11 protein-coding genes and 1 pseudogene are annotated in these 11,475 nt (G+C 70.7%); 2 read left to right on the plus strand and 10 right to left on the minus strand.

Going from position 1 to position 11,475, the window contains the following annotated elements; translation table 11 throughout:
* Window positions 1–85 precede the first annotated feature (85 nt).
* Genes BN12_RS22070 through BN12_RS22105 form a run of 8 tightly spaced genes read right to left on the minus strand, consistent with a single transcriptional unit; the run spans window position 86 to window position 8,852 of the window.
* Window positions 86–568, minus strand: a complete 483-nt coding sequence (locus BN12_RS22070; RefSeq protein ID WP_048555671.1) for a thioesterase family protein — start codon at window positions 566–568, stop codon at window positions 86–88.
* Window positions 565–1,506 (minus strand): 3-hydroxyacyl-CoA dehydrogenase NAD-binding domain-containing protein, encoded by a 942-nt coding sequence (locus tag BN12_RS22075; RefSeq protein ID WP_048555672.1) that lies wholly within the window; start codon window positions 1,504–1,506, stop codon window positions 565–567. The genes BN12_RS22070 and BN12_RS22075 overlap by 4 nt, the downstream gene beginning before the upstream one ends.
* A complete protein-coding gene (locus BN12_RS22080; RefSeq protein ID WP_048555673.1) occupies window positions 1,506–2,393 on the minus strand; it encodes a BKACE family enzyme in 888 nt (295 codons plus the stop codon). Before BN12_RS22080 ends, BN12_RS22075 begins: the two co-directional genes overlap by 1 nt.
* 34 nt (window positions 2,394–2,427) lie before the next feature.
* A complete protein-coding gene (locus tag BN12_RS22085) occupies window positions 2,428–3,576 on the minus strand; it encodes a serine hydrolase domain-containing protein (RefSeq protein WP_048555674.1) in 1,149 nt (382 codons plus the stop codon).
* 7 nt (window positions 3,577–3,583) lie between these two features.
* Window positions 3,584–5,383: an ABC transporter ATP-binding protein gene (locus tag BN12_RS22090; protein ID WP_048555675.1), complete on the minus strand. Its 1,800-nt coding sequence runs from the start codon at window positions 5,381–5,383 to the stop codon at window positions 3,584–3,586.
* A complete protein-coding gene (locus tag BN12_RS22095; RefSeq protein WP_048555676.1) occupies window positions 5,383–6,240 on the minus strand; it encodes an ABC transporter permease in 858 nt (285 codons plus the stop codon). The genes BN12_RS22090 and BN12_RS22095 overlap by 1 nt, the downstream gene beginning before the upstream one ends.
* Window positions 6,237–7,268 carry an ABC transporter permease gene (locus tag BN12_RS22100; protein WP_083454859.1) on the minus strand — a complete coding sequence of 344 codons (1,032 nt, stop codon included), beginning with the start codon at window positions 7,266–7,268 and terminating at the stop codon, window positions 6,237–6,239. Before BN12_RS22100 ends, BN12_RS22095 begins: the two co-directional genes overlap by 4 nt.
* A 3-nt stretch (window positions 7,269–7,271) precedes the next feature.
* Complete coding sequence (locus BN12_RS22105) at window positions 7,272–8,852, minus strand: ABC transporter substrate-binding protein (protein WP_235432497.1); 1,581 nt, start codon at window positions 8,850–8,852, stop codon at window positions 7,272–7,274.
* A gap of 117 nt (window positions 8,853–8,969) precedes the next feature.
* On the opposite strand from BN12_RS22105, the gene BN12_RS22110 reads away from it, so the two are divergent.
* Window positions 8,970–9,800: an IclR family transcriptional regulator gene (locus BN12_RS22110; protein ID WP_048555677.1), complete on the plus strand. Its 831-nt coding sequence runs from the start codon at window positions 8,970–8,972 to the stop codon at window positions 9,798–9,800.
* 131 nt (window positions 9,801–9,931) lie between these two features.
* Window positions 9,932–10,345 (plus strand): VOC family protein, encoded by a 414-nt coding sequence (locus BN12_RS22115; protein WP_048555678.1) that lies wholly within the window; start codon window positions 9,932–9,934, stop codon window positions 10,343–10,345.
* A gap of 257 nt (window positions 10,346–10,602) precedes the next feature.
* On the opposite strand, the gene BN12_RS22120 is transcribed toward BN12_RS22115, so the two are convergent.
* Both BN12_RS22120 and BN12_RS25650 read right to left on the minus strand, forming a co-directional pair.
* Window positions 10,603–11,283 (minus strand): YdeI/OmpD-associated family protein, encoded by a 681-nt coding sequence (locus BN12_RS22120; protein WP_048555679.1) that lies wholly within the window; start codon window positions 11,281–11,283, stop codon window positions 10,603–10,605.
* Window positions 11,284–11,312: 29 nt separating this feature from the next.
* A pseudogene (locus BN12_RS25650) lies at window positions 11,313–11,475 on the minus strand (tRNA dihydrouridine synthase DusB); the annotation flags it as partial.

Consider the following 11,475-nt stretch of genomic DNA (forward strand, 5'->3'; position numbering starts at 1 on the left):
CACCTCCGCAATCGAGGTATCCAGACCCCACCCGAACGTCACCAGACCAGCAGACACCTCTGTTCGGATGCGCCTGTCGAGATCCTCAGCGCAGCTCGATGCGCCTGCCGGCCTCGGGAGGTGGGTCGCTCCGCAGCGCCGCGATCCGCTCCGCGACCTCGGCCGGGAAGGGGCTCGACCGGCCGGCCGTCGCATCGACGTGCACGGCGAGGATCTCCTCGGTGGCGCGGAGCCGACCGTCGCCCCACAGCTCGTGCCAGAGCCACACGAGCTTCGGGCCGGCGCCGACGACCCACGAGCGGGCCTCGAGCTCGACGCCCGACGGCACCTCGGCGAGGTAGCGGACGTGGGCCTCGAGCGTGTACAGGGAGGTGCCGTGCGCGGCCCGCTCCGCCTCACCGAGCCCGATGGCGTCCATGACGGCGTCGGTCGCATGCCCGAGGACGAGGACGTAGTAGGGCTCGGACAGGTGACCGTTGTAGTCGATCCACTCCTCGCGGACCGGCTCACGCCACACGACGGCCGGCGCGGGACGCGATGCGGTGTCGTCGCCCCGATCGCCGCTCACGCGCGGCCCAGGGCACGCAGGATCGCGATGAGCGAGTGGTCGCGCTCGGCGACGAGGTCGTCGATGCTGCGTCCCTGGGCCTCCGCCTCGCATCCCGCGACGACGTCGGACCGGAGGCGGGGGGTGAGCTCCGGCGCGTCGAGCCGGGTCCACGGCGACAGGAGGGAGGGGCCGAAATGATCGAGCATGTGGGTCATCCCGCCCTGGCCGCCGGCGAGATGGAAGGTCAGCATCGGGCCCTGGCTCGCCCAGCGCAGGCCGGGCCCCTCGGTGATCGCCCGGTCGATCTGCTCGACCGTCGCCTCGCCGTGCGCGACCATGTGGAGCGCCTCGCGCCACAGCGCCTCCTGGAGGCGGTTGGCGACGAACCCCGGCACCTCGCGGTCCATCGTGATGACCGCCTTGCCGGCGTGCTCGAAGAACTCGGAGGTCCATTCCACGACTTCCGGGTCCGTCGCCTTCCCACCGACGACCTCGACGAGCGGTATGAGGTAGGGCGGGTTGAAGGGATGCGCGACGACGGTCCGCTCCGGATGCGCGCAGGCGACCTGCATCTCGCTCATGCCGTAGCCGGACGTCGAGGAGGAGACGACGATCTCGGGGGCCGTCACCGCGTCGATGTCGCCGAGCAGCCGGATCTTCAGGTCGAGGTCCTCCGGTGCCGACTCCTGGACGAAGTCGGTCCCGTCGACCGCGCTGGCGAGGTCGGGCGCGACGGCGAGGTTGTCGGGGCTCGCACCGTCGGCGAGCCCGATCTCGCTGAGGGCGGGCCAGGCCGCCTCGACGAGGTGCCGCAGCCGCGACTCGGCGTCCGGGCCGGGGTCCCACGCGGTGACGGCATACCCGTGGGCCAGGAAGTAGGCGACCCAGCCGCCGCCGATGACCCCCGCGCCGACGCAGGTGATCCGGCGGACCTGCGCGGGTGCGACGCGGCCCATCAGGCCCTCGACGGAAGGGCGAGGATCTCCCTGCCCTGCTCCGGGGTCGCGACGGACGCGCCCATCGCCTCGATGATCGTCCGGGCTCGCTCGACGAGCTGCGCGTTCGTCGCCTTGACGCCCTTGCTGAGGTAGAGGTTGTCCTCGAGCCCGACCCGGACGTGACCGCCGAGGAGCACCGACTGGGCGACCCACGGCATCTGCATCCTGCCGAGGGCGAAGGACGTCCACACGGCGTTGTCGGGCAGCAGGTCGACCATCGAGGTCAGGAGCGCGGGGTCGGCGGGCGCGCCGTAGGGGATGTCCATGCACAGCTGGTACATCGGCGGGGCGTCGATGAGCCCCTCCTCGACGAGCCGGTTGGCGAACCACAGGTGCCCGGTGTCGAAGATCTCCATCTCGACGCGCACGCCGAGCTCCTGGATCCGCTTGGCACCGTCCCGGAGGATGTCGGGCGTGCTGACGTAGACGAGGCTGCCCTCGCCGAAGTTGAGGCTGCCGCAGTCGAGGGTGCAGATCTCGGGCATCACCTCCCCGACGTGCTTGAGGCGCTCGACACCGTTCACGAGGTCGGTGCCCTCGAGGATGGTCGTCGGCTCCTGGGGGTCGAGGTAGAGGTCGCCGCCCATGCCAGCCGTCGTGTTGACGATGACGTCGACGCCGCTCGCGCGGATCCGTTCGACGGCCTCGCGGTAGAACTCGACCTCGCGGGATCCCTTGCCGGTCTTCGGGTCGCGCACGTGGACGTGGACGATCGTCGCGCCGGCCCGCGCGGCGGCGATGCCGGACTCCGCGATCTGCTCGGGCGTCACCGGGACGTGCTCCGACTTCCCGACGGTGTCCCCTGCTCCCGTCAGCGCACAGGTGAGCATCACCGTGCGGTTCATCGCCCTTCTCACCGCGTCCTCCTTCTCCTGCGTGTCATGCCCCGTGCGCCCGGGCGGCTGTCCGGGCGATCTCCGCCAGGCCGAGGTAGCTCAGGTCCCTGAACTGCCGGTCGGCCAGGAAGTCCTCGTAGGGCCACTGCGACGTCTTGACGACGACGACGTCGAGATCCCTGTCGACGTAGGCGAACTGGCCACGACTGCCGTCGGCGGTGACCTGGCGTCCGGCGTCGTCGGTCGGCCACCAATGGGCGCCGAAGCCCGCGTGCGTCGTGATGCTGCTCGGGAGCCGCCCGGGCCGCAGGAAGGGCAGGGAGGGTATGCAGGTCAGCTCGACCCACGAGGGGTCGAGCACCCGCTGCCCGCCACGACCCCCGACCGTGCCGTCGAGCTGGAGCAGGCCGATGCGCGCCCAGTCGCGGGTCGTCGCCGCGAGCGCTCCCCCGGCCATCGCGACGCCGTCGCCGTCGAGACCCACGATCGCGCCGCAGGTCGCTCCGAGCGTGCTCCAGAGGAGGGTCACGGCGTCGGGGTAGGCGAGGCCGGTGGCCCGTTCGCGGACCCAGTCCAGGACCTGCGAGTCGGCTGTGCAGTACTGGTACCGCGTCCCTGGAGGGTCGGCCGGGCCGATCCCCGTGAGGAGCTCCCGCGAGCTCCCGCCGGATCCGGAGAAGCAGGCCGTCAGCCGCGTCGCGCGACTCGACGGGTCGCGGTAGTCCTCGATCCAGTCGACACCCGTCGTCATCGTCAGCACGTGCCGCACCGTGCATCCGGCGTACCCGCTCCCCGCGAGCTCGGGCACGTGGTCGACGACCGGGTCGTCGAGGCCGAGCGCGCCCTCGCCGACGGCGATGCCGACGAGGTGGGCGAGCGCCGACTTCGTCATCGACGCACCGAGGAAGAGGTCGGCGGGACCCAGGCCCTCCGCATACCACTCGTGGACGACCCGGCCCGCGACGAGGACGAGGAGCGAGGTGCCGTAGGTCCCGGCGTTCCACGCCGGCAGGTCCCACATCCGGCCGGCGCCCGCGATCTCCACCTCGAGGGGCCCCGGGTCGCCGGGCAGCGGCGTCGAGCCGCCCGCCGGGACGTCGCGGAAGGAGCGCCCGAGGGCGTCCGTGCCCGCGATGAGGTGCGGGTTGACCATCTGGAGTCCCGAGAGCCGGGACGGTGAGCCGTCGGTCATCGCGACGTCAGTCGATCCTCGGGCTGTTGGCCAGCAGCCGCTTCGTGTAGTCCTCCTGCGGGTGGTCCATGACGTCGGCGACCATGCCGGACTCGACGAGCCGACCGCCGTTGAGGATCTGCACTCTGGCGGCGATGGACCGCACGAGCGCGAGGTTGTGGGTGACGAAGAGCATCGAGATGCCCCGCTCGACCCTCAGGGACTCCAGGAGCGCGACGATCGAGCCCTGGACGGAGACGTCGAGTGCCGAGGTGACCTCGTCGCAGACGAGGACGTCCGGCTCGGCGGCGAGAGCTCGCGCGATGGCGACCCGCTGTCGCTCGCCTCCCGAGAGCCGGTTCGCCTGGTACTTCAGCACGGCGGGTCCGAGGGCCACCTGGTCGAGCAGCTCGACGACGCGATCGGTCGCCTGCCGGCCGCTCGCGATGCCGAACAGCTCCATGGGCCGCTTGACGATCTGCTCGATCGTCAGGCGGGGGTTGAGGGAGAGGTAGGGGTTCTGGAAGATGTACTGGATCCGCTTGCGGTCCGCGGCACTTCGTGCCCGGGAGCCGTGTCCGAGGTCCCGGTCCTCGAAGCCGATGCGTCCCGTCCACTCCTTGTGCAGACCTCCGACGCATCGGGAGATCGTCGTCTTGCCGGAGCCGGACTCACCGACGAGCGCGACGACCTCGGCCTTCGCGACGTCGAAGCTGACGTCGAAGACGACCTGCTTGTGACCGTAGAAGACACCGAGGTTCTCGATGCTGAGGATGACGTCGCGGGGTCGGTCGGGTCGGGCGTCGGGCACCGCTCCGCGCGAGATGTCCCAGGCCCCGATCTCCTCGGCCCGGATGCAGCGCACCTGGTGTGCCGGGGCGAGGTCGCGAAGCGCGGGGGTGTCCTTCGCGCACTCCTCGATGGCATACGCGCACCGGTTGTGGAATCGGCATCCGCCCGGCCGCGCGCCCGGCGCCGGCGTCCGGCCCGGTATGCCGGACAGGGCCCGGGCCTGGCTCAGGTGCGGGATGGAGTCGAGCAGGGCCCTCGTGTAGGGATGCCTCGGGTCGGCGAAGAGCTGCTCCTTCGGCCCCAGCTCGACGATCTGGCCGGCGTACATGACGGCGACCCGGTCGGCGATGTTCGCGACGACCGCGAGGTCGTGGGTCACGTAGAGCGCGGCGACGCCGTGGGAGCGGCACAGCTCGCCCATGGTGCGCAGCACCATGCCCTGCGTCGTCACGTCGAGTCCGGTCGTCGGCTCGTCGAGGACGAGGACCTTCGGGCGCGGGAGGAACGCCATGGCGAGGGCGACGCGCTGCACCTGGCCGCCGGACAGCTGGTGGGAGTAGCGGCTGAGGAACTCGTCGTCGTTCGGGAGGCCCACCTCCGCGAGCCCGGCCCGGGCGCCGGCGAGACGGGACTCGGCCGTGCCGAGCCCCCGCAGCTGCATGAGCTCGACGATCTGCTTGCCGATCCGGATGCTCGGGTTGAGCGCCGCAGCGGGGTCCTGCGGGACGTAGGCGATCTCCTCGCCGCGCAGCTGGCGCACCTGTTGCCACGGCAGGGCGAGGACGTCGCGGTCCTCGAAGAGGACCTTGCCGCCGTCGAAGACCGCACCCGCGCGGGTGTAGCCGAGCAGTGCCGTGCCGACGGTCGTCTTGCCGGAGCCGGACTCGCCGACGAGCCCGACGACCTCGCCGGTCCGCATGACGAGGTCGATGTCGTCGACGACGTCGACGCCGGGGCGGCTCGTCAGGCCGATGCGCAGTCCCTCGATCGCGATTCCCTGCCCCTGGCGCACTGCTGTGTCCACGGTGTTCGTCATCAGTCACCTCGCTGGGAGAGCTGGGCGATGCCGTCTGCCATCAGGTTCGTCCCGATGGTGAACACACCGATGATGAACACCGGTGCGAGGACGGCCCACGGCTGCGTCGAGAGGGCGAGCCGGTTCTCGTTGATCATCTGGCCCCAGTTCGCGGCCTCCGGGTTGGTCGAGAAGCCGAGGAAGCCGAGACCGGCGACGAGGCCGATGGAGTAGGTGAGCCGCAGCCCGCCTTCCGCGAGCAGCGGTGCGTTCATGTTGGGCAGCACCTCGGCGAGGATGACGCGGGAACGCTTCTCCCCCAACGCCTCCGCGGCATACACGAAGTCCCGCGACACGATGCCCAGGGCGACACCCCGGGCGACCCGGGCGACGCGGGGTGCGTGTGAGATGCCGACGAGGACGACGATCATCCAGGCCCGCGGCTGGTTGACGGCGGTGAGGACGACGAGAGCCAGGAGGATCTGCGGGAAGGCGAGGACGACGTCGTTGAGCCGCATGATGACCTCGTCCCACCAGCCTCCGGAATACGCGGCGACGACACCGATGATGATGCCGACGACCATGCCGAAGAGCGTGGCGAGCAGCGCGATGACGAGGACCGCCAAGCCGCCGTGGAGCAACCGGGAGAGGACGTCCTGACCGAGGTAGTCCGTGCCGAGCACGCCGACGGAGGAGAACGGCGGCCCGACGACCTCGTTCTGGCCGTGCGGGGCGACGAGCGGACCGAGGATGGCGATGAGGACGATGATGAGGGTGATGACGGCGCCCGAGACGAGGCGCTTCTGCTGGAGCGCGCGCCGCAGGGTCGACGGGGTCGACACCGTGGGTGCCGTCGGAGAGGCCGCTGTCGCCGTCATGAGCTGATCGCCGTTCTCGAGCGGGGCGTGAGCAGGATGGACAGGAGGTCGGCGATGAGGTTCACGACGACGTAGACCCCGGCGATGATCATGCTGAGGGCCTGGACCACGGGGATGTCGTGGTTGCGGACCGAGTCGACGAGGAGGGCGCCGATGCCGGGGTAGTTGAAGACGGTCTCGACGAAGACGACCCCGCCGGCGAGCCAGGCGAGCTGGAGGGAGACGACCTGGATGCCCGGGACGACCGCGTTGAGCAGCGCGTGCTTGCGCAGGACGACCTTCTCCGGAATGCCCTTGAGCCGGGCCAGCTCGACGTAGTCGCTGTCGAGGACCTCGAGCAGGGTCGAGCGGACGATGCGTGAGACGTACGGCGCGACGGCGAGCACGAGCGTCGCGACGGGCAGCACCATGACGCTCGGCTGGTCCCAGGGGTGGCCCGCTCCGGCGATCGTCACGGCCGGCAGCCAGTGGAAGACCGTCGTCGAGAAGAGGGCGACGAGCAGGATGCCGGTGACGAACTCGGGCAGGCCAGCGAGGGCGAGCAGGATCGTCTGGATGACGGTGTCGGGCCGCTTCCTGCGGTAGTTCGCCGAGATCATCGCGATGCCGAAGGCCACGGGGATGAGGACGACGGCCGAGATGAGGACGAGGACGAAGGAGTTGAGGACGTTGCTGCTGATGAGCTGGCCCACCGGTCGCTGGTTGGCGATCGAGGTGCCGAGGTCGCCGTGCAGCAGGCCGCCGAGCCAGTCCAGGTACCGCTTGACGGCCGACTCGTTGAGGTTGAGCTGCTCCGTGAGCTGCGCGACGCGGGCCTTGTCGGCGTTGTAGTCCTTCCCGAGGATCGCCCGGATCGGGTCCCCGAGCGCGGTCGTCGCGATGAACACGAGGACCGAGACGAGCCACAGGGTGAGGACGGCGAGACCGAGCCGTCGTGCGATCCAGAGGATCCAGGCGACGGAGCCGTGCCGTCCCTTCGGAGGGGCGACCTCCTCCAGAGGCTCCGGCAGTACGGCGACGTCAGCCATCGGTCAGACCGACGCGTACTGGAACTTGTAGGACCCGAGCGGGAGGTACTTGCTCGGCTTGATGCCCTGCACCTTGGCACCGTAGGCGTCGACCTGCTGGCGGAAGCCCCAGATGATGTAGCCGCCCTCGTCGTACTCGATCTTCTGGGCGTCCTGCAGGAGGGTGTTGCGCTTCGCCTCGTCCGTCGTCGCCTGCGCCGTCGCGATGAGCTGCGCGAACTTCGGGTTGTTGAAGTGGGTCTCGTTGTACGTGCCGCGCTTCAGCTCCGACACCGCCGCCTGCGGGAGGTAGTTGCGCGTGTTCCAGAAGTCCTGGGCGAACGGATACGACAGGTAGTCGTCGCCGTAGAAGGGTGTCTTCTTCACGACGCTGACCGTGACGCCGGCCTTCTTGGCCTGCTGGACGAACAGGGCCGCCGAGGCGGGTGCGACGGAGCCGATGTCGTCGCCCGTGAAGAGCTGGACCGACAGGTCGGAGTGGCCGGCGGCGGACAGGAGCGACTTGGCCTGGTCGATGTCCTGCTCGCGCTGCGGGAGGTCCTTGGCGAATGCCGGGTCGAAGGGCGCGTAGAGGTCGTTGCCGAGCGTGCCGTGCCCGGCGAGCGCCTGGGCGATCATCTGCTTGCGGTCGCAGATGAGGCGCAGCGCCTGCCGGACCCGCACGTCGGAGAACGGCGCCTGGTCGACCCGCATGGTGAACGGGATCCACGCGCCGGTCTCGGCCTGGAGGAGCTTGCCGCCCTGCTTGCTCACCGAGTCCATGAGGTTGTAGGGCAGGTTGTCCATCGTCTGGATCTGTCCGGCGAGCAGCGCGTTGACGCAGGCGTTGGGGTCGGAGAAGTCCTGGATGTGCAGCTCGTCGACGAACGCCTTCTGGCCCCAGTAGCCGTCGAACTTCGTGAAGACGCTGCTCTGTCCCGGGGTGAACGACTTGTACTTGAAGGCGCCGGTGCCGACGGGGTTCTTCACGTCGAAGTCGGTCGGGACGATCCCGAAGGTGTACTCCGCGAGGAGGTACTGGAGGACGGCATACGGGGTGTGGAGGACGATGTTGACGGTGCTGGCGTCGACCTTCTTCGTCTTGTCGAAGTCGATGATCTCCGACAGCGCCCCGCCCGCGGAGGTCGGCGACTTGGGGTTCGCGACCCGGTTGAGGGTGAAGAGCACGTCCTCGGGTGTCACCGGCTTGCCGTTGTGGAACGTGACGCCCTGGCGCAGCTTGACCGTCCAGGTCTTGGCATCGGCGGAGGGCTCGACGGACTCCGCGATCGCGGGCGCGATCTGGTAGTTGTCGTCCCAGAAGAGCAGTGGCTCGAACAGGTTGCTCACCCGCGCGATGTCGGGAGCGGTGACCGGGCGGTGCGGGTCGATGGTGTCCTTGCTGCTGCCGCCCGTCGCCCCGTGGATGAGGACGCCGCCGGAGGCCTGGCTCCCGCCGCCGCCACCGCTGCTTCCCGACCCTCCACCCCCTCCCCCGCAGGCGGCGAGGGCGTCGGCGGCGGCCACGGCGGCCAGGGCCCCTCCGGAGTACTTGAACAGCTGTCGGCGGGAGAGGTTCCGGCCGTCGGTCGTCGGTTCGGGCACGAGGCGCTCCTGTCGTTCCACCATGCGAGCACGCATTTGCGTGATGCGAACATAGGGTGAGGCACATCACAGGTCAAGCACCCAGCGAAAACGTCATGGAACGGAAACACGGGAGCGATGGACACGACTGCACCGACCGGCGGTGATCAGACGGCCGTCCCCGGGGGGTCGGCCGACCCCGATCCGGTCCTCATCCCACCGCGCGTCCAGTCCGTCGACCGGGCCGCGAGGCTGCTGCTCGCCGTCGCCAACCCCCCGCGCGGGGACGCGACGACGACCGCCCTCGCCCAGGCTTGTCACCTCAACCGGGCGACGGCCTGGCGGCTGCTCACGACCCTCGAGGCCAACGGCCTCGTCGCCCGTGACGTGGGCGGCCGGTGGTTCCCCGGCCCGGCTCTCGCCGACCTGGCCGGCGAGAGCCCGATGGAGACTCTGCGCCGCGCGGCCCACGACGAGCTCGTCGCGCTCGGCGCGGCGACCCACGAGACGGCCGCGTTCGCCGTCCTCACCCCCTCGGCGCTGACCTACGTCGACGAGGTGGCCCCCGACGCGATCGTCGCCGCGACCTGGCGCGGCCGGACCGTGCCGCTCCACGCGACGTCGACGGGCAAGGCGGCCCTCGCCGGGCCCGGCTCACCCCGGATCGAGGACCTCCGGCTGCCGCTCGAGCGGTTCACCGAGACGACGGTCACCGACCCCTGCCTGCTCGCCGAGGAGCTCGAGGACGCACGGCGCCTCGGGTATGCGGGGTGCCAGGGCGAGTACGAACGCTCCGCCTGGGGCGTCTCCGCCCCGGTCGTCCTGTCCGGGCGCGTCGTCGCCGTCGTCAGCGTGTGGGGCCCGGCGGGGCGGGTCTCGCCGTCGCGGCTCACCGAGCTCGGCCCTCTCGTCGCCGCCGTCGCCCGACGGCTCTCGAATCCCCCGGCGGTGACGGAGCCTCAGCGGTGACGGAGCCTCAGCGGTGACGGAGCCTCAGCGGTGACGGAGAAGTTGCATCGGGACGGAGGAGTTGTTCCGTCCCGATGCAACTTCTCCGTCCGGGTGTCGTCATGAGGTCGGGTCGGATACAACAGGTCGGCATGAACATCGAGTTCGTCGCGACGTTGTCCGTCATCGCACCCGATCCCGTCAGCAGTCGCAGCCTGTATGTCGAGGCGCTGGGTCTGCCGTTGCAGGGCGAGGGCGACGGCTACTTCCACAGCGAGCAGATCGCCGGCTGCACGTCGTTCGGGATCTGGCCCCTGTCGCAGGCGGCGCAGGCGTGCTTCGGGACCGACCTCTGGCCCGCCGAACGGCCTGTCCCGCAGGTCAGCATCGAGTTCGACGTCGCCGACGCGACCGCGGTGGCGTCGGCGGCGCGGGAGCTCGAGGACGCCGGCCACGAGCTGCTCCATGGAGCTCGGGAGAAGCCATGGGGCCAGACGGTCGCTCGGCTCCAGTCCCCCGAGGGAGCGATCATCGGCATCTCGTACTCACCGGTCCTGCACGGCTGACTCCGCGCCGTCACCTGGGTTCCACCAGCGGAGTCGAGACCGAACACCTCGACCACGCGGGTACCCACCGGAGCCGAGGCAACCCACCCCACCAGAACGTCACCCAACACCTCGACCACGCGAGCGCCCACCGGAGCCGAGGCAACCCCACCCCACCAGAACGTCACCCAACACCTCGGCCACGGGAGCGCCCACCGGAATCGAGGTGACTCCAACCGATCGGGGACTCCGTCGAGAACCTCCGAGGGCCGGCGCCGTCACTCGGGAGCGGGCAGGCCGAGGGTCTCCCGGGCCCGGCCGACCCAGACCGGCTCCGAGCCGTAGCGCTGGGGCGGGATGAGGCGACCTGCGGCGCAGTCCTCGACGAGCTGGGCCATCCGCCGGTCCCGGGTCGTCGCCTGCTTGGCCGAGAGCACCCAGTGCGTCGCGACCCGCCGGTAGCTGACCGTCGCGAGCTCCCAGAACGCCTGCGCCGCAACCGACCCGGCGAGCAGCTCGGCATACGGCTCCGGGAGCTCGAGCGACGCGTCCTGCTCGAAGGAGTAGACCCCCGTGCGGTCCTCTCGTCGGCGCTCGTACGCAGCCAGCCCCGACGGGCGCATCCGGCCCTCGGCGATGAGCCGCTCCACGGCGGCGACGTTGATCCTGCTCCAGTTGCTCGACGGCTTCCGCGGCGTCCACCGCTGCCGCGTCGAGTCCTCGTCGATGCGCTGGGCGACGCTGTCGATCCAGCCGAAGCACAGCGCCTCCAGCACCGCCTCCTCCCACGTCAGGCCCGGGCGACCGGTGTGCTTCTTCCAGAATCCCGTCCACAGCTCGGTCGCCGTCCCGTGGTTCGCCTCGAACCAGGCTCGCAGCTCGGCCCCGTCGGCGAAGAACACCGCCGGCCGCTCCGGCGTCCCGCCCACGATGCCCGGCCCACGCGATCGACCCGCCATGCGCCGAGCATGGCAGAGCCGGCCGACAGTCAGCCGCCCGAGACGGACAGCTCGGCCTGGGCCACGCTGGCCCGCGCGGCGTCGTCGAGGTCCCGGGAGTCGAGCCAACGCTCGGGCAGGGCGACGACGCGCGGCGATCCGGCGCGGCCGCGCGGGCCCTCGGCGGGGTCGCCCGGCCACGGCTCGTGCGGG

This window comes from Nostocoides japonicum T1-X7 (assembly GCF_001046855.1).
Classification (GTDB): Bacteria; Actinomycetota; Actinomycetes; order Actinomycetales; family Dermatophilaceae; genus Nostocoides; species Nostocoides japonicum.

Bases quoted from the DNA above. Each gene is read 5' to 3' on its own strand.
- BN12_RS22100 (WP_083454859.1), bottom strand. From the start codon at position 7,268: ATGGCTGACGTCGCCGTACTGCCGGAGCCTCTGGAGGAGGTCGCCCCT.
- BN12_RS22075 (WP_048555672.1), bottom strand. From the start codon at position 1,506: ATGGGCCGCGTCGCACCCGCGCAGGTCCGCCGGATCACCTGCGTCGGC.
- BN12_RS22115 (WP_048555678.1), top strand. From the start codon at position 9,932: ATGAACATCGAGTTCGTCGCGACGTTGTCCGTCATCGCACCCGATCCC.
- BN12_RS22110 (WP_048555677.1), top strand. From the start codon at position 8,970: ATGGACACGACTGCACCGACCGGCGGTGATCAGACGGCCGTCCCCGGG.
- BN12_RS22095 (WP_048555676.1), bottom strand. From the start codon at position 6,240: ATGACGGCGACAGCGGCCTCTCCGACGGCACCCACGGTGTCGACCCCG.
- BN12_RS22090 (WP_048555675.1), bottom strand. From the start codon at position 5,383: ATGACGAACACCGTGGACACAGCAGTGCGCCAGGGGCAGGGAATCGCG.
- BN12_RS22080 (WP_048555673.1), bottom strand. From the start codon at position 2,393: ATGAACCGCACGGTGATGCTCACCTGTGCGCTGACGGGAGCAGGGGAC.
- BN12_RS22085 (WP_048555674.1), bottom strand. From the start codon at position 3,576: ATGACCGACGGCTCACCGTCCCGGCTCTCGGGACTCCAGATGGTCAAC.
- BN12_RS22120 (WP_048555679.1), bottom strand. From the start codon at position 11,283: ATGGCGGGTCGATCGCGTGGGCCGGGCATCGTGGGCGGGACGCCGGAG.